At 64.4% G+C, this 22312-nt stretch carries 16 protein-coding genes and 1 tRNA gene; 12 read left to right on the top strand and 5 right to left on the bottom strand.

Annotation, left to right across the window (positions count from 1 at the left end):
* Positions 1-78: 78 nt before the first annotated feature.
* The 3 genes from yidC to rpmH all read right to left on the bottom strand — a co-directional run bounded on the left by yidC (position 79) and on the right by rpmH (position 2522).
* A complete protein-coding gene (gene yidC / locus SL003B_RS18335; protein ID WP_013654364.1) occupies positions 79-1902 on the bottom strand; it encodes a membrane protein insertase YidC in 1824 nt (607 codons plus the stop codon).
* 9 nt (positions 1903-1911) lie between these two features.
* A complete protein-coding gene (gene rnpA / locus SL003B_RS18330; protein WP_013654363.1) occupies positions 1912-2322 on the bottom strand; it encodes a ribonuclease P protein component in 411 nt (136 codons plus the stop codon).
* Positions 2323-2387: 65 nt separating this feature from the next.
* Positions 2388-2522 carry a 50S ribosomal protein L34 gene (rpmH, locus tag SL003B_RS18325; protein WP_013654362.1) on the bottom strand — a complete coding sequence of 45 codons (135 nt, stop codon included), beginning with the start codon at positions 2520-2522 and terminating at the stop codon, positions 2388-2390.
* A gap of 415 nt (positions 2523-2937) precedes the next feature.
* Between rpmH and SL003B_RS18320 the strand changes: the two genes are divergently transcribed.
* From SL003B_RS18320 to SL003B_RS18305, 4 genes are all read left to right on the top strand, one after another.
* Positions 2938-3795, top strand: coding sequence for a TVP38/TMEM64 family protein (locus tag SL003B_RS18320; RefSeq protein WP_013654361.1), 858 nt, complete (start codon positions 2938-2940; stop codon positions 3793-3795).
* A gap of 104 nt (positions 3796-3899) precedes the next feature.
* Positions 3900-5330 carry a dihydrolipoyl dehydrogenase family protein gene (locus SL003B_RS18315; protein ID WP_013654360.1) on the top strand — a complete coding sequence of 477 codons (1431 nt, stop codon included), beginning with the start codon at positions 3900-3902 and terminating at the stop codon, positions 5328-5330.
* A 47-nt stretch (positions 5331-5377) separates the two neighbouring features.
* Positions 5378-6868: a sensor histidine kinase gene (locus SL003B_RS18310; RefSeq protein WP_013654359.1), complete on the top strand. Its 1491-nt coding sequence runs from the start codon at positions 5378-5380 to the stop codon at positions 6866-6868.
* A 257-nt stretch (positions 6869-7125) separates the two neighbouring features.
* Positions 7126-7202, top strand: a tRNA-Arg gene (locus SL003B_RS18305).
* Here the strand turns inward: SL003B_RS18305 and SL003B_RS22875 are convergent.
* A complete protein-coding gene (locus SL003B_RS22875) occupies positions 7173-8831 on the bottom strand; it encodes a recombinase family protein (RefSeq protein WP_083812126.1) in 1659 nt (552 codons plus the stop codon). The genes SL003B_RS18305 and SL003B_RS22875 overlap by 30 nt on opposite strands.
* Before the next feature lie 7 nt (positions 8832-8838).
* Positions 8839-9039 (bottom strand): hypothetical protein, encoded by a 201-nt coding sequence (locus SL003B_RS22870; protein WP_083812125.1) that lies wholly within the window; start codon positions 9037-9039, stop codon positions 8839-8841.
* A 200-nt stretch (positions 9040-9239) separates the two neighbouring features.
* Here SL003B_RS22870 and SL003B_RS18295 point away from each other — a divergent pair, with 200 nt between their 5' ends.
* From SL003B_RS18295 to SL003B_RS18260, 8 genes are all read left to right on the top strand, one after another.
* Positions 9240-9530 carry a type II toxin-antitoxin system RelE/ParE family toxin gene (locus tag SL003B_RS18295; RefSeq protein ID WP_041376296.1) on the top strand — a complete coding sequence of 97 codons (291 nt, stop codon included), beginning with the start codon at positions 9240-9242 and terminating at the stop codon, positions 9528-9530.
* 3 nt (positions 9531-9533) lie between these two features.
* Positions 9534-9869 carry a HigA family addiction module antitoxin gene (locus SL003B_RS18290; protein ID WP_013654357.1) on the top strand — a complete coding sequence of 112 codons (336 nt, stop codon included), beginning with the start codon at positions 9534-9536 and terminating at the stop codon, positions 9867-9869.
* A 64-nt stretch (positions 9870-9933) separates the two neighbouring features.
* Complete coding sequence (locus SL003B_RS18285) at positions 9934-13446, top strand: helicase-related protein (protein ID WP_013654356.1); 3513 nt, start codon at positions 9934-9936, stop codon at positions 13444-13446.
* A complete protein-coding gene (locus tag SL003B_RS18280; RefSeq protein WP_013654355.1) occupies positions 13443-14774 on the top strand; it encodes an AAA family ATPase in 1332 nt (443 codons plus the stop codon). The genes SL003B_RS18285 and SL003B_RS18280 overlap by 4 nt, the downstream gene beginning before the upstream one ends.
* Before the next feature lies 1 nt (position 14775).
* Positions 14776-15417, top strand: coding sequence for a retron system putative HNH endonuclease (locus SL003B_RS18275; protein WP_013654354.1), 642 nt, complete (start codon positions 14776-14778; stop codon positions 15415-15417).
* Between the two features lie 2 nt (positions 15418-15419).
* Positions 15420-18320 (top strand): DUF1156 domain-containing protein, encoded by a 2901-nt coding sequence (locus SL003B_RS18270; protein ID WP_013654353.1) that lies wholly within the window; start codon positions 15420-15422, stop codon positions 18318-18320.
* Positions 18321-18334: 14 nt separating this feature from the next.
* On the top strand, positions 18335-21169 hold the full coding sequence (locus tag SL003B_RS18265) for an ATP-binding protein (RefSeq protein ID WP_013654352.1): 2835 nt from the start codon (positions 18335-18337) through the stop codon (positions 21167-21169).
* 12 nt (positions 21170-21181) lie between these two features.
* On the top strand, positions 21182-22075 hold the full coding sequence (locus SL003B_RS18260; protein ID WP_013654351.1) for an abortive infection family protein: 894 nt from the start codon (positions 21182-21184) through the stop codon (positions 22073-22075).
* Positions 22076-22312: the final 237 nt, after the last annotated feature.

Genomic DNA, 22312 nt, shown 5'->3' with positions numbered 1-22312 from the left:
AGTGGATCATCGGTCCATGCACTCCTGTTCGGTCGACCGGGCGGCCCCGCACACGGCGGCAGGCCGCCGCAACGGGTTTCAATCTTTGGCGCCGGCCTCTGGTTTCTTGCGCTTGAAGGTGATTTTCAGGTTGTCCCAAAGTTCAACCTTGGCGCCCTGCCGCCGCATGATCACGTATTGCTGGGCGATCGACAGGGAGTTGTTCCAGGCCCAGTAGATCACGAGGCCAGCCGGGAACGACGCCAGCATGAAGGTGAAGATCACCGGCATCCAGGTGAAGATCATCTGCTGGGTCGGATCCGGCGGTGCCGGGTTCATCTTCATCTGGACGAACATCGTCACGCCCATGATCAACGGCCAGATGCCGAGCATCAGCATCTGCGGCGGATCCCAGGGAATCAGGCCGAACAGGTTGAAGATCGTCGTCGGGTCGGGGGCGGACAGATCCTGGATCCAGCCGAAGAACGGCGCGTGCCGCATTTCGATGGTGACGAACAGGACCTTGTAGAGGGCGAAGAATACCGGGATCTGGATCAGGATCGGCAGGCAGCCGGCCAGCGGGTTGATCTTCTCCTTCTTGTACAGTTCCATCAGGGCCTGCTGCTGCTTGGCCTTGTCGTCCTTGTACCGGTCGCGGATTTCCGTCATCTGCGGCTGCACGAGCTTCATCTTGCTCATCGAGACGTAGGACTTGTTGGCCAGCGGGAAGAACACAAGCTTGACCAGCACGGTGACCAGCAGGATCGCGATGCCGAAGTTACCGACCAGATGGAACAGCCAGTCGATGACGAAAAACATCGGCTTGGTCAGGAAATAGAACCAGCCCCAGTCGATCAGCAGTTCGAAGCGGGCGATGTTCAGCGCCTCTTCGTAGGCGTCGATGACCTTTGTTTCCTTGGCGCCGGCGAACAGATAGGAACTCGCGGAGCCGCTCGCCCCGGACGCCACGTCGACCGCCGCGCCGAGGAAGTCGGCCTGGAAGTTGTCGGTCGTCGCCGTGTAGCCGAAACTCGGCTGGAAGCTTGAGCCCGGCATTGGGATCAAAGTCGCGGCCCAGTACTTGTCGGTTATGCCGAGCCAGCCGCTGTCCACCTGGCCGGGACGGATCTGGCCGTCTTCCTCGACGTCCGAATAGTCGACCTCCTGCAGGCCCTTCTCGCCGAACACGCCGATCAGGCCTTCGTGGAGGATGTAGAAGCCGGCCGTCTCCGGTTTGCCACGGCGTACGATCAGGCCATAGGGGAAGAGGCGGATGGCCTCCTGCGTCCCGTTCACCACCTCCTGCGAGACGCTGAACATGTAGTTCTCGTCGATCGTGAAGGTCCGCTTGAAAACAAGACCCTCGCCGTTGTCGAAGGTCAGCGTCACCGGCGTCTGCGGTGTCAGCCTGTCGGATCCTTCCACCGACCAGAGGCTGTCGGGGCCGGGCAGGGCGACTGTCTTCGTACCATCGGTCACCCAGCCGAAGTCGGCGTAGTAGGGCTTCGGCCCGCCCTTCGGCGAGAACAGCACGATCGTCGGGCTCTTCGGGTCGACCGTCTCGCGATAGTCCTTCAGCCGGAGGTCGTCGATCCGGGCTCCCGCCAGATTGATCGAGCCGCTGACGCGCGGCGTTTCGATCGTGACGCGAGCGCTGGTGCCGAGTGCGGCCTCGCGGGTCAGTGCGACGGGCTGTGCACCTGCTGCCGGAGCTGTCGAGCCGGGCGCGGGAAGTGAGCCGGGCGCCGTCGCGCCGGGCGTCGGGGCCTGGGCATCCTGACCGGCGGCCTGCTGTTGCGCGTCCTGCTGTGCCAGCTCGGCCTGCTGGCGTTCGAGTTGCGGCCTTGCCACGAAATACTGCCAGCCGAGCAGGACGACCAGGGACAGCGCGATAGCGAGGAACGTGTTGCGGTTATCAGCCATGGACTGCTGTCATCCCTGTTTCGGCTTCGGCGCCCGGAGCTTGTCGCCCCTGTCGCCGCGCGGCTTTCGGTGCCCGGACGCGTTCCGGGCGGAATTCGGATCCAGTGCCTTTGCCAGCCCTGATCTAAGGTCCCTGACCAGGTCCGCAAAGGGCATATCCAACGCCGAACGCCGTCCGATCAGCACGTAGTCCGCTCCCTCGGGCACGTCGCCGGGCGAAAGGGCCGCCACGGCTGCGCGCAGCCGCCTGCGGATTCTGTTTCGTTCCACCGCGTTGCCGGTCCGCTTGGTCACCGTGTAGCCGAAACGGGTACCCCGGTCATCCCCACGCCGGAGGCCCTGCAACACAAAAGCGCGCCGATCCGCCCGTCCACCTTTGGCGACGGCCAGGAACTCGGTGCGCTTCTTCAAGGTTTTCATCAGCCGTGGCGTCGCTTGTCCAATGTCCCTTGGGAACTGGTTCGAAGCGCCGCGGCCCGCCGCGATCAGGCGCTGAGGCGCTTGCGGCCCTTGGCGCGGCGGCGCGAGAGAACCTGGCGGCCATTCTTGGTGGCCATGCGGGCACGGAAGCCGTGACGGCGCTTGCGGACGAGGCGGCTCGGTTGATACGTACGCTTCATTGTTCTTACCCGCGCCGGCGCGCGGCCCTTGATCTTCAAAAAGTGCTGCTGGAAGCATCCGGCGCGCTTGTCCAGCGCGTCGCCCCGATCGGACGCCGACCCGAATGCCTTTCCCGGTCGAGCGCGCTTATACGGGCGCTCACCCGTCAAGTCAACGAGGGTGGCCGGACTATCGCGTTCTTTTGACTCGCGCGCAACGCTTGGTCCGGAGCGGTGAGTGGTTCTGTCTGCGGGGTCAAATCTCGGTGAGACTGGATACTTCTGCAGCTTGCATGGTTACATGTTCGTCGTCGCGCCGATGGCGCACACGTGAGCACGGACGGGGAATGCAACGAGAGTCCTACGATCGGAAAGATTTTGGCACCGGATCGGCCGGTCTGCGGAGAACTGCCGCCCGGTCCGGGAGCGCACTCGCGTGACCCGTCCTGCCGCTCGGGATGCAGCTGCCGACCGGGCCGGCCATCCGCAGGACGACACCGGAGCGGCATCTTCCGGGGCGACCCGGCGGGCCGCGCGCCGCCGGGGCTTGAAACGCTGGGCGCCGCTCGCCGCCATCGCGGTTCTGATGGCCGTGGGCGTCTTGCTCGGCTGGCACGAGCATCTGACCCTTTCCGCCTTGATCCGCCATCGCGAACTGCTGTCCACCTATGTCGGCGACCGGTTTCTGCTTGCCCTGAGCGCTTACGGCGTCGTCTATGCGCTCTCGGTCGCCCTGTCGTTCCCCGGTGCGGTACTGCTGACGGTCGCCGGCGGTTTCCTGTTCGGCTGGGTGTTCGGCGCCCTGGTCGCGGCGATCGCGGCGACCGCCGGCGCCACGGCGATCTTTCTCGCCGCCCGCTCCTCGCTTGGAGCCGCACTCAAGGCCCGTGCCGGACCCTTCCTTGCGCGCCTGGCCGAGGGCTTCAGGGCCGATGCGGTCAGTTACCTTCTTTTCCTGCGCCTTACGCCGGTGTTCCCGTTCTGGCTGGTCAACATCGCGCCGGCGCTGTTCCATGTGCCGCTGGCAACCTTCGTCCTGACCACCGCGATAGGCATCCTGCCGGGAACCTTCGCCTTCGCGTTCATCGGCTCTGGCCTCGACAGCGTGATCGCCGCCCAGGAGGCGGCCGATCCCGGCTGCGCGGCCGCCGGAACCTGCCGCATCGACGTCGGCGCCCTCGTGACAACCGAGCTTCTGGTCGCCCTGTTTGCGCTCGGCATCGCCGCTCTGATACCGGTGGTGCTGCGCGTTCTGCGCGCGCGGCGGCAGAGTACGGGACACCGGCCCGAGTGACACCGGCTCAGTGACACCAGCCCAGTGACACCGGCCCAGTGACACCGGCCCAGTGACACCGGCCTGACGGATGCCGACCGGGTGCCAGATCGAAAGGATTGTCCATGACCCGTGTTCTGACGCCGGACATCTGCATCCTCGGGGCCGGTTCCGGCGGCCTGTCGGTCGCCGCTGCCGCCGCCGCCTTCGGCGTCGAGGTCGTTCTGGTCGAGCGCGACCGCATGGGCGGCGATTGCCTCAACGCTGGCTGCGTGCCCTCCAAGGCGCTTCTGGCGGCCGCACGCCAGGCCCAGGCCCGGCGCAGCGGGGTTGGGTTCGGCGTCGGCGAGACCGAGCCGCTGGTCGATTTCGCCGCCGTCGGCGCCCATGTTCGGTCGGTCATCGCCGCCATCGCGCCGCATGATTCGGTCGAACGGTTCGAGGCCCTCGGCGTGACCGTGCTCAAGGCCGAGGCGCGCTTCGGCGGTCCCGACCGGGTGATGGCCGGAGACTGCGAGATCCGCGCCAGGCGCTTCGTCGTCGCGACCGGGTCGCGGCCCCTCGTGCCGCCGATTCCGGGCCTCGACGCGGTGCCCTATCTGACTAACGAGACCCTGTTCGACCTGACCGAGTGCCCGGCTCATCTGCTGGTCCTGGGCGGTGGACCGATCGGCATGGAAATGGCGCAGGCCCATCGCCGCCTCGGCGCCCAGGTCACCGTCGTCGAAGCGCACAAGGCGCTCGGACGCGACGACCCGGAGCTGGCGGCCTTCGTCCTCGACCAGTTGCGTGCCGAAGGCGTCGAGATCCTAGAGGGAAGCCGCGTCGAGGCGGTCGAGCAGGCGGATGAGGGGGTTGCGCTTCTCGTTGCCGGACCCGGCGGCAGTCACCGTCGGGTCGAAGGCTCACATCTGCTGGTCGCCGCCGGGCGGGCGCCGGTTCTCACCGGCCTCGGCCTCGACGCCGCCGGCATCGGCTACGGGCCGCGTGGGATCACCGTCGACGGCGGTCTAAGGACCACCAACCGGCGCGTCTATGCCATCGGCGACGTCATCGGCGGCTTGCAGTTCACCCACGCAGCCGGCTATCACGCCGGTCTGGTCGTGCGCTCGATCCTGTTCCGCCTGCCGGCGAAGGAAAATCGCGATCTCGTCCCTTGGGTCACCTACACCGCGCCAGAGCTCGCACAGGTCGGTCTTTCGGAGGCCGAGGCACGGCGCCGCTTCGGCGATCGGGTCCGGGTGCTTGCCGTCGATTACGCCGCCAGCGATCGCGCCCGCGCCGACCGTGCCACGATCGGCCGCCTAAAGCTGATCGCCGGGCAGCGCGGCCGGCTTCTGGGTGCCGGGATCGCCGGCGCGCTGGCCGGCGAGATGGCCAATCTGCTGTCGCTCGCCCTGGCGCAGAAGCTCGACATGAAGGCGCTCGCCGGCTTCGTCGCGCCCTATCCCACCTACGGCGAACTCGTGCGCCGGGCGGCGCTCTCCTACTATGCTGGCATGCCGGCAAACACCTGGGTGCGGCGGACGATCCGTTTCCTGCGGCTTTTTGGCTAGCTGGCTTTCGGAGTAGGATCGGCAAGGCAGGGCACGGATGTGAGGCGATGAGACGGGAGCAGCCGCAGGCAAGCGAACAGGTCACGGCCGATGACCCGGCGACCGGCGACCCGGCCGCGACGCGTGACGCACGCCGATTCGGCGGCCTGTCCGGCAAGCTGCTGCTGCTCACGGTGCTGTTCGTGATGCTGGCGGAAATCCTGATCTACGTGCCGTCGGTCGCCAACTATCGCAACACCTGGCTCAACGACCGCCTGACCACGGCCAGCGTCGCCGCCACCGTCCTGACCGAGACCAACACGCTGGCTCCGCGCTTGCAGGAGGAACTGCTGCGCGCCACCGGCGCCGTCGCCATCTCGCTCGATCAGGGCAATCGTCGCCGGCTGATCGCCATGAGCGCCATGCCGCCCGAGGCCGAGCTCGTTATCGACATGGCCGACATGCACCCGCTGCGCGCCATCGCGGAGACCTTCCGCACCCTGGTCTACAGGGGCGATGGCCTGATGCGCGTCATCGGCAAGGGGCCCATGGAGGCATCGGAACGCGTCGACGTCGTGCTGCCGATCGTGCCGCTGCGCGACGACATGTTGGCCTTTTCTGGCCGCATCCTGGCGCTCTCCCTGGTCATTTCGGTGATTACGGCCAGCCTCGTCTATGTCGCGCTCCGGGCGCTGTTCGTGCGTCCCCTGCAGCGGCTGACCCGATCGATGGGACGATTCGCCGAGGCGCCGGAGGACGCCTCGCGGATCGTGACCGTCACCGCGCGATCCGACGAGATCGGCGACGCCGAGCGGCGCCTGGCCGCCATGCAGCAGGCGCTGTCGCGCACGCTGCACCAAAAGCAGCGCCTCGCCGACCTCGGCCTTGCCGTGTCGAAGATCAACCACGACCTGCGCAATCTGCTGGCATCGGCGCAGCTGTTCCTCGAGCGCCTGGAGAATGTGCCCGACCCCACCGTCCGACGCCTGGCGCCCAAGATCGTCGCCACGCTCGACCGGGCGGTCGCCTATACCCAGGCCGTGCTGTCCTACGGCAGGGCGCAGGAGGCGCCGCCCGCTCGCCGGCTGCTCGCGCTGCGCCGGATGGTCGACGACGTCGGCGACGTCCTCGGCCTTGCCGACCGCACCGACGTCGCCTTCGACAACGCCGTGCCCGCCGACCTGGAGGTCGACGGCGATCCGGACCAGCTGTTTCGCGTGCTGCTCAACCTGTGCCGCAACGCCCTGCAGGCGCTGGACGGGGAAACGGACGCCGCGCTGGTGCGCCGCATCGCCGTGTCCGCCGACCGCGACGGGGCGCAGGTCGTCGTGCGTGTCCGCGACACCGGTCCGGGCATCCCGCCGCGCATCCGCGACGAGCTGTTTCGCGCGTTCCGCAGTGCCGCCAAGCCGGGCGGCACCGGCCTCGGCCTCGCCATCGCCGCCGAGCTCGTGCGCGCCCACGGCGGCACCCTTTCGCTGGAGGACGGCGGCCCGGGCGCCTGCTTCCGGATCGTCCTTCCCGACCGCGCCGCCGGCGGCGACGCCGGGCCGGCCTGATCGTGTTTCGGCGCTGCCGCATCGCGCGCGGCGGCGATCGGGTGCGGGGGCAGGATGTCGGGCCAGACGGCCGTGCGGAGCGCGGAAATCCGCCGTTCTGGCGACCGTGCGAAAAAACCGCTAAAGGTCCCTTGCAATCCGGGTCGGACTTGAGTAGGAGTAGCGCCCTGTTCGGAAGCGGCATCGCATGAGGCCGGTCCGGACCCTGCCGGAAGCGCCTCCGCGGTCGCCCGCCGGCAGACGGCCATCAGGCCCGCGCGCCCGTAGCTCAGCTGGATAGAGCACCAGACTACGAATCTGGGGGTCAGGAGTTCGAATCTCTTCGGGCGCGCCACTTCCGAACAAAACTGGGAACTCCGGCCGGAGCTACCCCGTCCCCCATCACGAGGCGTTCGAGGACGGTCCTTCGCCCGTAGATGCGGACTTCCGTGTCATCGACTTCCACATTGTCGATCATGGCCCGCAGATAGGCGCGGCGGAACGGGATCGGCCCTTGCAGCACGTTCGCCCGCATGGCCTCGACCGCGACGGCGATCTTTTCGCCGGTAATGCGCGCCTCCGGGCTTAGCTCCGCCGCCGCGCGCGTCAGGGCGACATGGGCAATGTCGCGCTCCGTCTTCACCACCCCGATCCGCTCCTTGAGCGTCGGGTCGGACGGATCGGCGACGCCATTTTCAATCGCCTGATAGAGCCGCTTCAGCCGTTCCTCGGCATCAGCGAGCTTGCCCTTTAGGGCGCTGAGGCGTTGCGCGTGATCTTCGTCCCGCGCCGTCTGCCGTTCGAGGAGGCCCGCCAGCAGGTCTTCGACGAAGCGTTCGGTCAGCAGCTTGTCGCCGAGGACATCGAGGACAATTTCGTCGAGCTTGTCCATCGGGATCGAGCGGCCCTTGCAGGCCGACTTGCCCTTCTGCATGGCCGAGGCGCAGGTGTAATAGCGGTAGCGGCCGCTCTTGCCAGTGCGCAGCGTCATGCCGCCGCCGCAGGTCGCGCAGGTGGCGATGCCGGTCAGCAGGATCGGGCCGGTCACGACTCGCGGCGGCGTGGCCTTTGGATTGCGGGTCTTGAGCTGGGCCTGAATGGCGTCGAAGGTCGCCGGGTCGATGATCGGATCGACCGGTACGACGACGTGCTCGGCGTCGGGCTTTGCCTCTCGCGTCTTCCAAGCCTTCGTGTTGAAGCGGTGCTCGCCCTTGTAGGTGGTGCTGGTGATGAGCTTGTGCAGCGGGCCGATACCCCACCGCGCGCCTTTGCGGGTGCGATAGCCGCGTTCGTTCAGCCAGTTGGCGGCGGCCTTGATACCCATCGGGCCACTGGCGCCGTCGCCCTCGCGGATCAGCTTGAAAATCTGACGGACGACTTCGGCCTCGACCGGATCGACGGCCAGCTTCTTCTTGGTTTTCGCGCCGCGCTGTTCGGCGGCGACAATGGCATAGCCGTAAGGGGCCGCCGCACCGTTCCAGAAGCCTTGCCGCGCATTCTCTTGCATGGCGCGCAGGACGTGCTTGGCGTTTTCCTTGGATTGATATTCGTCGAACAGGGCGAAGACCTGTCGCACCATGACGCTCATGGGATCGTCGCCGAGGTCTTGCGTGATCGAGACCAGCCGGACGTTGTGCTTGCGCAGCCGCCGGACATGATATTCGAGCGCGAAATGGTCGCGCGCGAAGCGGCTGAAGGAATGGACGACCACGGCATCGAAGGGAGCGCCGCCGCCCGTCGCAATGTCGAGAAGGCGCTGAAGCTGCGGCCGGTTATCGTCGGTGCCAGACAAACCGGCATCGACGAACTCGGTGACGACACTCCATCCCTTGGCCTTGCAGAACGCCGTCGCCTGCCGCCTCTGGTCAGGGATGGAGAGGTCGCTTTCCGCCTGCCGCCCCGTGGACACCCGCAGATAGAGCGCCGCGCGCAGCGGCGCTTCACCATCGGCGACGGCGAGGGTTGCGGGCTTCGGGGCGGCCATTCCTTCGTTACTCCGGGGTGGCTACAGCGGGCAGATCGTCAGGCGTATCGGCGGCGAGGATGGCGAGCAGTTGCGCGCCGAGGAAGGCTTCGACGACATCCAGCACGGCATCCGTGACCGGAACCTCGACAGGAAAGTCGTGAACCACGCGAAGCGACTGCTTCGCGGGCTTCTCGGCCTTGCCGCTATGGTGGACATCGAAGGACATGCCCCGACGGTGCCGAACCGCCGGGCAAAGCGATTGGTCACGGCCTGGTCATTCTGTCCTGGAACGGAAATGCTCACCCGCGCTCCGCAGCCTCAACGCCATGCCGGCGCAGGTCGCACCGACAACCGAATCCTAGCAAACGGCCAGCAATATGTAAAGTGTCGCTTGACACTATGCGCAACCATTCGGTAGCATCGGCCATGAAGATTCGGAACGTGGTCCATCCGGGCCTGCGCTCTCTCATCGCAGAGGACGAACCGGCCGGCCCGCGAGGCATCGAGGTTTCGAGATTGCGGCGCATCCTGTCCTTCCTTCAGGACATGGCCGGGGAATCGGAGCTTCGCTGCGTCGCTGGCTGGACGGTTCAACTACCGCCGGGTGCCGGGCGGGGGCGATGGGAGCTTCGGGCCGCGCCGATCGGCGCGCTCACGTTTGCGATCGACGCACAGGAAAACGAGATCGTAGACCTTAACTACGAAGGAAGCGGCTGAGACGTGGGCGCAAGCGCAATGAACGGCATCCGAATGAAGGCTCCCGCCCATCCCGGCGGCTTTGTAAAGACCGAGGTGATCGAACCTCTCGGCCTGTCGGTCACTGCTGCCGCCGATGTTCTCGGTGTCACCCGCGCCGCCTTGTCCGCCCTGCTCAACGAGCGGGCCGACCTGTCGCCGGAAATGGCAATCCGCATCGAGAAGGCGTTCGGCGTGTCGATGGAAACACTCATGCGGATGCAGAATAGCTTCGACATCGCCGAGGCACGGAAGAAGGCGGAGGCGGTCAACGTCGCGCCCTATTCGGGCAAGCCGCCGCAGCGAAATCTCCCATCATGACCGGTTCAAATTCAGCAAACTTCGGGGCAGAGGCTCGCGCACCCAAAAGAAAGCCGTCCACCACATGAAGCTCGAAGAAATCAAGTCTGGCCTGAGTCTATCTGGGATCGAGCCGTCCCAGATCGTGACGGTCGTTGCCGTCGTCCCCCTGGGGGAAGGCTCCGTCCAGCTCATCTACCGGACGCCGGACGGCGCGATGAAGGAACGGCTTCTGGGCAGGGGCGACGAGCCTTCGGTCGATGTCGCCACTGTCGAGCGACCCTTCTCCTTCGACGGTGACGGCGCAGCTTTCCAGCTTGCTTGTGAGGCGAAGCGGATCGACCTCGCCTTCCTCTTCGATCCGATGATGGCGGTCCACAGCTCGAATGTGGAGCCGCTGCCTCACCAGATTACCGCCGTCTATGAGTCGCTTTTGCCCCGGCAGCCACTGCGGTTCGTCCTGGCGGACGATCCCGGTGCGGGCAAGACGATCATGGCCGGCCTTTACATCCGCGAACTCATCATGCGCGCGGACTCGCATCGCATCCTGATCGTCGCGCCCGGCAGCCTAGTCGAGCAATGGCGGGACGAGCTTTACGAGAAATTCGGGCTAGAGTTTCACGTCTATTCCTCGCTTATGGAGCAGACCTCGCCCAGCGGAAACCCGTTCGACGACTATCCACGCCTCATCGTTAGGCTGGACCAGCTCTCTCGGAACGAGGAACTTCAGGACAAGCTCTGCGCACCCGGCTGGGACCTCGCCGTCTTCGACGAAGCGCATAAGCTCTCCGCGCACTATTTCGGTTCCAAGCTTGAGAAGACCGGCCGTTTCCGTTTTGCGGAGAAGCTGGGCGCTCATGTTCGGCACCTGCTGTTGATGACCGCGACGCCGCACAACGGCAAGGAAGCGGACTTTCAGCTTTTCCTTTCACTGCTCGATTCCGACCGATTCTACGGCAAGTTCCGGGACGGCGTGCATAAGGTCGATGCCTCCGACCTAATGCGCCGCATGGTTAAGGAAGAGTTGGTCAAGTTCGACGGCACGCCGCTTTTCCCGGAGCGAAAGGCATACACCGTCAATTACGTTCTCTCGCCCATCGAAGCGGCCCTGTACGAGGCCGTGACTCAATATGTGCAGACGGAGATGGGCAAGGCCGACCAGCTCGAAGGGGCGCGCAAGGGCTCTGTCGGCTTCGCCCTTGCCGCGCTGCAACGGCGTCTCGCTTCAAGCCCTGAAGCCATTTTCCAGTCGCTCAAGCGCCGACGTGAGCGGCTTGAGAATAGGCTGCGGGACGAAAAGCTCGGCATCAAGGGACGTCACGCCGCAGCCGAAACTTATGCTGGTGCGCCGGAGGACGACGACGACTTGAGCGCGGAGGAGCAGGAATCCCTTGAGGAAAACCTGATCGACGATGCGACGGCCGCCAAGACTGTAGTCGAGCTTGAAGCGGAGATTGTCATCCTGAAGGGACTGGAGGAGCAGGCCAAGGCCGTCGTCGCCTCCGGGCAGGATCGCAAATGGGATGAGTTGTCGAGAATCCTTCAGAACCACCCCGAAACCCGCGATGCCGCCGGTCGGCAGCGCAAAATCATAATCTTTTCCGAACACCGAGATACGCTGAACTACCTTCATGCGCGGATTGCCGGCGTGCTTGGCAATCCCGACGCCATTGTGACCATCCACGGTGGCACGCACCGTGACGAGCGTCGCCGACTTCAGGCGCTTTTCCGCTCCGATCCCGATGTCCGTGTCTTGGTGGCGACCGACGCCGCAGGCGAAGGTGTCAACCTTCAGAACGCCAACCTCATGGTCAACTATGACTTGCCCTGGAATCCGAACCGGCTGGAGCAGCGGTTCGGCCGTATTCACCGCATCGGGCAGACCGAGGTTTGCCACCTGTGGAATCTGGTTGCCAAGGAGACCCGCGAAGGCGATGTCTATCACCGCCTGCTTCTGAAGCTGGAGGTCGAGAGCCAAGCTCTGCATGGCCGAGTGTTCGACATTCTCGGCGAGGTTTTCGAGGAAACCAGCCTGAAGGATTTGCTGGTCGAGGCGATCCGCTACGGCGACCGGCCCGAAGTCCGCGCCCGCCTGACCCAGAAGATCGACAAGGCGCTCGACCACGATCACCTGAAATCCCTCTTGAACCGCAATGCGCTCGCGCAGGAGACGATGAGCGCGGATCGGCTGTTCGCCGTGAAGGAGGAAATGGAGAAGGCGGAGGCCCGGCGGCTTCAGCCCTACTTCGTCCGAGCCTTCTTCTCCAAGGCCCTCGACGCGCTCGGCGGCACGGCGCATCCGCGCGAGGCCGGCCGTTACGAGATCAGCCATATTCCTTCGGCGATCCGCGAGCGTGACCGCCGGCTGACCGGCCGGAATCGCCGCGACCATGAGCCTGTCTTGCGGCGCTACAGCCGCATTTGCTTTGAACGTCAGGCCATTCAGCCGCTCGACAAGGCGGGGGTGGAGCGCGCCGTTCTCATGCACCCCGGCCATCCGCTCATGCTCGCCATGTCGGATATGATCCTGGAGCAGCACACCAACCTTCTCCGGCAGGGTTCGATCCTTGTTGACCCGTCCGATGAAGGACTCGACCCGGCGCTGCTGTTCCTGCTGACGCATGAGATCAAGTCCGGCGACAACACCGTGCTATCTAAACGCCTGCAATTCGTGCGGGTTGGCCCGGACGGGCAGGCGAGCTTCGCCGGATGGGCGCCCCATCTCGACCTTGAGCCTTTGCCAGAGGCCGAGCGCCCCTTGCTCAACGACGTGCTCGACGCGCCTTGGCTGTCCTCCGGTCAGGAGGCGCGTGCCTTGGCCCTCGCCGCGACGACGCTGGTGCCGGAGCACTATGGCGAGGTTGCGCAGCGGCGCATCGACCATGTGGAGAAGACCCTGAACGCCGTCCATGAGCGGCTGAGCAAGGAAATCGCCTTCTGGCAGGACCGTTGGATGAAGCTGAAGGACGACGCCGAGGTCGGAAAGGACGTGCGGCTCAACCTTCAGAATGTCGAGCGCACGCTTGGCGACCTTCAGGGCCGTTTGGACAATCGAAAGAAAGAGCTTCAGGCCATGCGCCATGTCGTGAACGGCACGCCGGTCGTGTTGGGCGCGGCGCTGATCGTGCCGGCGGGCTTGATGAACAAGCTGCGCGGCGACGAGCCCGCCGATCCGGTGGCGGCGACCTTCGCGGCCGACGCGACGGCCCGCTCGCGCATCGAGCATCTTGCCATGTCAGCCGTCCGGCAGGCCGAGGAAGCGCGCGGCTGCCGCGTCGTCGATGTCTCCGCCGCAAAGTGCGGCTGGGATTTGACTTCCTATCCGCCGGCCGTTGACGGCAGGCAGCCTGATCCCAAGCACATTGAAGTGAAGGGCCGGGTGAAGGGCGCAAGCACCATTACGATTACACGTAACGAAATGCTCTACGCCTTCAATCAGGGTGACAAGTTCGTGCTGGCGATCGCCATCGTCGGTGAGGACGATGCTATCGACGGCCCGCACTATATTCCCAGCCCCTTCGACCGCGAACCGGGCTGGGGCGTCGCATCCATCAACTTCCATCTGGGCGATCTGCTCGCCAAGGCAGAGGCCCGATGATCGCGCTGAGCCTCGACAAGCTATCGCTGACGAATTTTCGCTGCTTCGCCCATTGCGAGGTCGAGTTCCACCCCCGCCTGACCGTGCTGGTCGCGGAGAACGGCAGCGGCAAGACCGCCGTGCTCGACGCCGCTGGAGCTGCGCTCTCGGTCTTCGTCAACGCGCTCTATCCGCCGGAGAAGGTCCGGCGCATCGAGCGGAGCGACGTGCGCCTAGTCCCTGGTCAGGAGCGCAGGATGTCCCCCTGCCTTCCGACCGAATACGGAGCGCAGGCTACCGTTCAGGGCGAGGCCGTGACGTGGAAGAGCGCCGTTAGAACCTACGGGGACAAAGTGCGGCCGAGCACCCGGCACCTTAGTACGATGAAAGCAGCCGCGCAGCCTTTCCTGTCCGACACGGCGGTTCTTCCGCTCATTGCCTATTACGGGACGGGTCGCCTCTGGAGCGAGCAACGGCAGACCGAATATCGCCGATCCTCCGTCACCAATGTCGGGGAGCGCGTCGCCGGCTATGCCGATTGCCTCACGTCGTCTTCGTCCTTCAAGGGCATTTCGGCGTGGTTCGAGCATCGTTTCAGGCAGACGGCATCGCCTTCATTCCGGGAAAGCCTGCAAGCCAACCTTGCGATGATCGAGGGCGTGAAGGCCGCCACCGACACGGTTCTTCAGCCGACCGGCTGGTCAAGCCTCCGCTGGGATGACGAGCTTCATACCCTGACAGCCCAGCACGAGTCGCGGGGCGAGCTGCCGTTGTCCATGTTGAGCGATGGCGTGCGCACCATGCTTGCGCTTGTCGCCGATGTCGCGCGCCGCTGCGCAAGCCTCAATCCGCAACTGAGCGATCGGGCTGCGATCGAGACCCCTGGCATCCTCATCGTCGATGAAGTGGACATGCACCTGCACCCCCGCTGGCAGCAGCAGGTGCTCGGCTTGCTGCAAGCTGCGTTCCCGGCCCTACAGATCATTGTCAGCACGCACAGCCCGCATGTTCTGTCCACCGTCGATAAGTCGTCGATCCGCGTCCTCCATATCAGCAACGGCGACGTGGTGATCGAGACGCCCCTGATTCAGACCAGAGGCGTCGAGAGCGCCGATGTCCTGGCGACCGTGATGGACGTGGACCCCGTTCCGCAGGTTGAGGAGGCAATCGACCTCAGCGCCTATCGAAAGCTCATCGAGGCGGGCGAAGCCGAAGGGCCGGAAGCCACCGACTTGCGGCAACGCCTGATCGCGCACTACGGCGAGAGCCATCAGGTCATGCTGGAGGCCGACCGCCTCATCCGCTTCCAACGGTTCCGGCTAGCCAAAAACCGGCCGGAGGGTGCGTGACATGCGGAAACTTGATCGCGCCATCTGCCCTGCGCCGGCTTGCCTGGGCGGCTACGCCCACGGCGTTCATACGTGGGACAATGTGTCTTCCGTCCACAAGGAAGAGATCAGAACGCATCTTGAAACGATGCAGGGCCGTCGCTGCGCTTATTGCGAGGGCGACATAGAAACTCTCGGCCAGCACATAGAGCATTTCCGGCGGAAGAGCGTGCATCCCGCGCTCATCTTCGATTGGGAGAATCTCTTCTGGTCTTGTGACCAGACGGACTCATGCGGTCACTTCAAGGATAACGGCGCAGGCCAATACAACGTCACCGACCTGATAAATCCGTGCTGCGACGATCCGGATGGCTTCTTCATCTTTCAGGCCGATGGGACGATCAGCGTCCGGCACGGTCTTTCCGAAGTCGATCAACGACGAGCGACTGAGACGCTGCGCGTATTCTCGCTCGATGCCAAGTGGGGTCGCCTGCGCGCTATGCGCAAGGCCGCCGTATCCGGGTACGTTGACGACGCAAATACAGCGTTCGACGAAGGTTGGCCGTCCGATGATATTCGAACCCTTTTCCACGCGGAGCTTGAGATCGCGCGAAACCTACCATTCTACACAGCCATCCGGCATGTTCTGACGGAAAGACAATAAGAATGACCGTAACCGTGAAAACCCCGAAGAAGCTGATCGAAGTCGCGCTGCCGTTGGATGCGATCAACGAGGCTGCCGCGCGCGAGAAGTCGATCCGGCACGGGCATCCGAGCACTCTGCATCTGTGGTGGGCGCGGCGGCCGCTTGCGGCGGCGCGCGCCGTGATCTTCGCGCAGATGGTCAACGATCCGTCGTGGAAATGGGAGCTTGAGCATCCGGGCGAGATTCCGCCGAACAACATCAAGGCGAGCTGGGCCGCGAGCCGGAATCGGCTCTTCGCCATCATCAAGGATTTGGTGAAGTGGGAGAACACCACCAACGAGGCCGTGCTGCAAAAGGCGCGGGCGGAGATTCGCAAGTCCTGGCGCGAGACCTGCGAACTCAACAAGGCCCATCCGCAAGCGGCAGAGCTGTTTGATCCCGAAAAGCTGCCAGCCTTCCACGATCCGTTCGCAGGCGGCGGGGCGATACCGCTTGAGGCGCAGCGCCTTGGGCTTGAATCCTATGCGTCCGACCTCAATCCGGTCGCCGTCCTCATCAACAAGGCGATGATCGAGATTCCGCCAAAGTTTGCCGGGCGACCGCCGGTGAACCCTGCATCTCGGAACAACAAGGCGGCTTGGAGCCAGCAGTGGTCTAGGGCGCAGGGGCTTGCCGAGGATGTCCGCTACTACGGGCAATGGATGCGTGACGAGGCCGAGAAGCGCATCGGACACCTCTATCCACCCGTCGAAATTGGGAAGGAGACGGCGCAGGAGCGCCCCGACCTCAAGCCGCTTGTCGGCCAGAAACTCGCGGTTATCGCGTGGCTATGGGCAAGAACCGTCAAGAGTCCCAACCCCGCCTTCCGGCATGTCGATGTGCCGCTTGCCTCGACGTTCGTGTTGTCTAGCAGGGCAGGGAATGAAGCCTATGTGTGTCCTTCTATTGACGGGGATAGCTATCGCCTGTCTGTAAAGATCGGCAAGCTACCTGCCGACGCGAAAGACGGAACGAAGCTATCCAGAGGTGCCAATTTCAGATGTCTGCTGTCAGGCACGCCCATCGAACCACAATACATAAAGGCAGAGGGGCGTGCCGGTCGAATGGGTATGCGTTTACTCGCCGTTGTGGTTGAAGGGCCTCGCGGACGCTTATATTTGCCACCATCTGTCGAAATAGAGCAAATTGCGAAAGAGATAAGTCCGTCATGGCGACCGGAAGCCGCTCTGCCCAACGATCCACGCAATTTCTGGACTGTGGATTACGGGTTGGTGACATATGGCGATCTTTTTACGCCTCGGCAGCTACTGATGCTTTCGACGCTCAGCGATCTCATCACGGAGATAAAAGAAAATATCGAGCGTGACGCCGCTGCGTCTGGCGTGGGTCACGACACGACTCCGCTTGATGCAGGTGGAACTGGCTCGCTCGCTTATGCCGAGACTATCGCGATCTACTTGGCATTTGCGATCTCTAAGGTTGCAAATATAGGATCTTCGATAGCGTCTTGGATGAGTGATCGAGGAGCATTCCGGGAGACTTTTGCGCGTCAGGCGATCCCGATGGCGTGGGATTTCGCCGAATCAAATCCACTTGCGGATGCTGGGGGCAGCTTCTCAAGCGCCATAGACAAAGGCTCTATGGCAATCGGCTATCTTCCAGCCAGCATCCGTTCGGTAGCGATCCAAACTGACGCTGCGGCACAGGATATTTCCGCCGGAAAGGTCGTATCGACCGATCCGCCCTACTACGACAACATCGCGTATGCTGACCTGTCAGACTTCTTTTATGTTTGGCTTAGAAGAGCACTTCGGCCCATTTTCCCTAGCCTTTTTGCGACACTTTCTGTCCCAAAGTCGGAAGAACTGGTCGCCACTCCATATCGTCATGGCGGTAAAGAAAAAGCAGAAGCATTCTTTCTCGCCGGCATGACGCGGGCAATGCACCGGATTGCCGGTCAAGCTCACCCATCAATGCCAGTGACGATATATTACGCCTACAAGCAGTCAGAGAGTCAAAGCGCCGAAGGGACATCGAGCACAGGATGGGTGACTTTTCTGGAGGCGGTTATTCATTCCGGTTTCGTGCTGACAGGCACTTGGCCAGTTCGTTCCGAGGGGGCAGGCAGAATAATCGCCAAAGGCGCAAACGCACTTGCTTCTAGTATCGTTCTAGTTTGCCGTCCGCGTCCCGCGTCGGCCGAAACGATTTCCCGCCGTGCGTTCTTGCGCGAGTTAAATCAGGTCTTGCCGGCCGCGCTTGATGAAATGACGCGCGGCTCAGGCGACGACCGCTCTCCCGTCGCGCCTGTGGACCTCTCGCAGGCCATTATCGGCCCTGGCATGGCGGTGTTCTCGAAATACGCCGCCGTTTTGGAGGCAGATGGCACACCGATGACCGTACAAACAGCGTATCGGCTCATCAATCGTTTCCTCGCCGAAGATGACTTTGACCACGATACGCAGTTTTGCCTGCACTGGTTCGAGCAATATGGCTGGAAGGAAAGTCGGTTCGGCGAGGCCGACACGCTTGCGCGCGCCAAAGGCACCAGCGTTGACGGTGTGAAGCAGTCGGGCGTGCTCTTCGCCGAAGGTGGCATTGTCCGGTTGCTGAAGTGGGCGGAATACCCGTCCGACTGGGACCCAACCGATGACGCACGCCTGCCCATCTGGGAAGCCCTGCATCACCTGATCCGTGTCTTCAAAGCTGAAGGCGAGAGCGGCGCGGGCAAGGTGCTTGCGGCCGTCGCGGCTAAGGCCGAGGCGACGCGGCAGCTTTCCTATCGCCTCTACACGCTTTGCGAGCGGGCGGGCTGGGCCGAGGATGCTCGCGCCTATAACGAAATCATAACGAGCTGGAGCGCCATCGAATCCGCCGCCGCAGCGGCACCGAAGGCGCATCAAGGCGACCTGTTTGGCTGAAGGGGGAGCCGACGATGAAACCTTGGAGAGAAGTGGCAGTACCCCATCAGGACGTGCTTGAAGGCACGTTCCAGCAATCGGAGTTCGCGGCCGACATCACGGCCGTCAACACCGGCAAGGCCAGCCGCGAATATCAGGATGCCGGTGCGTTCTTCGACCGCACGTTCATCACCGAGGGCATGGCGCTGCTGCTGACGCAGGTTGCGCAGCGGCTCGCCGGCCGAGGCGGCGAGCCGGTTGTTCAGCTTCAGACCGCCTTCGGCGGCGGCAAGACGCACACCATGCTCGCCGTCTATCACCTTGCCACCCGCAAATGCGCCCTGTCCGACCTCGCCGGCATCCCCGCGCTTGTCGATCGGGCGGGCTTGATGGACGTGCCGCAGGCCCGCGTCGCGGTGCTGGACGGCACGGCGCACGCGCCGGGCCAGCCGTGGAAGCGGGGGAGCCAGACGGTCAAGACCCTTTGGGGCGAAATCGCATGGCAGCTCGGCGGTGCTGACGCCTTCGCGCTTGTCGCCGAGGCGGACGCGACCGGCACATCCCCCGGCAAGGACGTGCTGCGCGAGCTTCTGGAGCGCCATGCGCCTTGCGTCGTGCTGATCGACGAGCTGGTCGCCTATATCCGGCAATTCCCGGAATCGCAGGCGATCAGCGGCGGCAGCTACGATTCCAACCTGTCCTTCGTGCAGGCCCTCACCGAAGCCGTGAAGCTGGTGCCCCGCGCCATCGTGCTCGCGTCCTTGCCGGAGTCCGATCTTGAGGCGGGCAGTCAGCGCGGCGTCGCGGCGTTGCGCGCCCTCGAAAAGACCTTCGGGCGCGTGCAGGCGCTTTGGAAGCCGGTGGCGACCGAGGAAGCCTTCGAGATCGTGCGCCGCCGGCTGTTCGAGCCGGTGCGCGACGAGAAGGCCCGCGAGGCCGTATGCCGCGCCTTCGCCGACGCCTATATCGCCGAGGGCGTGAAGCTGCCGGCCGATACGCAGGAGCGGCGCTACTACGATCGGCTGTTGCACGCCTATCCGATCCACCCGGAGGTTTTCGACCGTCTCTATGAGGACTGGACGACCATCGACGGGTTTCAGCGCACGCGCGGTGTCCTGAAGCTCATGGCGAAGGTCATCTTCCGGCTGTGGAAGGACGACAACAAGGACTTGCTCATCATGCCCGGCAGCCTGCCGCTCCATGATGGCAGCAGCCGCAACGAACTGACCTACTATCTTCCGGCCGGCTGGGATGCCGTGATCGAGCGCGACATCGACGGCGACCGCGCCGAGACTACCGCTCTGGAGAACAAGGAGCCGCGCTTCGGCCAGGTGGGCGCAGCCCGGCGCATTGCGCGCACGGTCTTTCTCGGCAGCGCCCCGTCTTCGGTCGCGTCCAAGGTCGCCGCACGCGGCCTCGACCGTGCGCATATCATTCTCGGCTGCCTTCAGCCGGGTCAGGCGTCTTCCGTCTATGCCGATGCGCTCGGCCGGCTTGCCGACCGGCTACACTATCTCAACGCCTCCGGCGACAAGGGACAGGACGCAACCCGCTTCTGGTTTGACACCCGCGCCAATCTGCGGCGCGAGATGGAGGATCGGAAGCGCCGCTTCGACGATCGGACGGAGGTGCGCGGCAAGATCGCCGAGGTGCTGAAGAAGACGGTCGGCAACGCCACGTCGTTCGACGGCGTGCATGTCTTCATCCCGCATGGCGACGTGCCGGACGACACCGCCTTGCGCCTGATCGTCCTGCCGCCGGAGACGTGGTACGCCCGCGAGGAACACCGGCTCGCCTTCGAGGCCGTGCTTGAGATCATCGGCAAGAACGGCGCAAAGCCGCGCTACCGCAGCAATCGGCTGATCTTCCTTGCCCCGGATCACGGGGCCATGTCCCGGCTCAGCGACGCCACGCGCGTCGCGCTCGCTTGGAGTTCGATCGTCGAGGACGTGAAGGAAGGCCGGCTCAACATCGACCTCTTGCAGAAAAATCAGGCCGAGAAGGAGCTGAAGAGCGCCGAGGACGCGCTGCCGCGCGTCGTCCGCGAATGCTACAAATGGCTGCTTTGCCCGATGCAGGATGCGCCGACCGACCCGAAGCCCGGCGTCGAGGCATTCGCCCTGAACACGACCGGCGGTTCCATCGGCAGCGAGATCGAGCGGGTTTGCGCCGACAACGAGTTGGTCATCACCACCTGGTCGCCGATCCACCTGCGCGCCAAGCTCAAGGAACTTTACTGGAGGAACGGGCAGAGTGCTACGAGCGCGGCCGGCTTCTTCGAGGACACCCTGCGCTACCTCTATATGCCGCGCCTCAAGTCGCGGGACGTTCTGGCGCAGGCCATCCGTGCCGGTGCAGCCAGCAAGGACTTCTTCGGCACCGCCTACGGCGATACCGATGGGAAGTTCGAGGGCTTTGCCTTCGGCGGCGGCAATGTCGTCTTCGACGACACATTGCTTCTGATAGAGCCGCAAGCGGCCCAAGCCTATGAGGACGCAAACCGGGCGGTGCCAACTCCGGCCGCCCCGGCGGTTGCCACGACCACGAGCGGCGTGGCCGAAGCGCCGAGCACCTATAACCCCAACGGCGCAACTTCGTCGCCGTCGCCGGTGACGCCTGTGGCGACGCCGGCCGCCGCGAAGCCGAAAACCTTCTACGGCTCTGCGGAGGTTCCGCCCGCGACCGCAAAGATGCGCCTTGTGCAGATCGCCGAGGAAATCGTTTCGGTTCTGACATCCGATCCGAATGCGACCGTTCGCCTTGTGGTGGAAATTTCGGCCGAGTTTCCAGACGGGGCCAGCGACGGCGTGAAGCGTGCCGTTTCAGAGAACGCCCGCAGCCTTGGCCTGAAATCGGCCGATTGGGAATGACGGCACGCCGCTATGCCCTTTCCGTTGTCGCCGCAGGCCATTGACGCCCTGGCCGACATCATCACCGGCGGGCCGGGCTTGGGCGGCGGGCCGCCGCCTATCGGCCTTTATCGCAGCGGGCCGCAGATCGAGAAGTTCATGCGGGCCTGCAATGTCGCGTTCAGCGTCAGCGGTTCGCGCGTGCCTTCATTGGTGTCGTGCCTGATCGAGATCAACAACGGCTACGAGGCGGAGAAAGTGCTGCCTCGGATCATCGAGGCAGCGGCCGACCCCCGCGACTTTACCAACGATCCGCCGCGTCACGTCGCCGTGCTCGACCATCTCAATCGGGTGCTCCGCTATGACGGCTTTGAGCTTCAGCAGCAGGGCCTCAAGGTGCGCCTGGTGGTGGCCGGTCATGCGACGCCGGTGGTCGAGCAGCTTTCCGGCATGGCGGAGACGATCAGTTTCGACACGGTGCAACGTGACCTCGACCGCGCCATCGCCAGCATCGAGACCGATCCCGAAGATGCGATTACGGCCGCCTGTTCGACGATCGAGGGCGTATGCCGGTCGATCCTGATCGAGCTTGGTGAGCCTTTGCCCGCGAAGAAGGACGTGCAGGGCCTTTTCAATGCCGTGAAGGGGCCGCTTGGCCTGTCCCCGGATCGCAGCGACCTCGACCCGTTGATAGCCGGCGATGTTCGGACTACCCTTGGCGGGCTTGCCACGGTTATCCAAGGCGTCGGCGCCCTGCGCACCCATGCCGGAGACGCCCACGGCCGCGAGCGGGGCTACGCCCGTGTCGATGCCCGGATAGGCCGCCTTTCCATTCATGCGGCCAGCACGGTTGCCCTGTTCCTGATCGAGACATGGCAGCGCAAGTTCCCGACCCGAATCCTGCATCGGCATGATGATCCGGCGTGATCGTCACGCCTGAAAGCGATCCGAGCCGCATGGCTTTGGTCTGATCGGTCTTCGCTTCTCGTTCTGAGTGCCGCGCAGTCACGGCCTTGATTCACGGGGGAACGTGCCGCCGGTCGCCGGTCTATGGCGCAACGGCTGCGCCGCAGTTTTTTCGCCTGGCGCAAGCGCCATTCCCCGCCCAGCCAAAAAACAGCGTCTTCATCCGTCTTTCCCTGCGGTCGCCCTTCGGGTGCGCCG

This window comes from Polymorphum gilvum SL003B-26A1 (assembly GCF_000192745.1).
In the GTDB taxonomy this organism is placed as follows: Bacteria; Pseudomonadota; Alphaproteobacteria; order Rhizobiales; family Stappiaceae; genus Polymorphum; species Polymorphum gilvum.
This window is presented reverse-complemented; position numbering and strand designations above follow the sequence as displayed.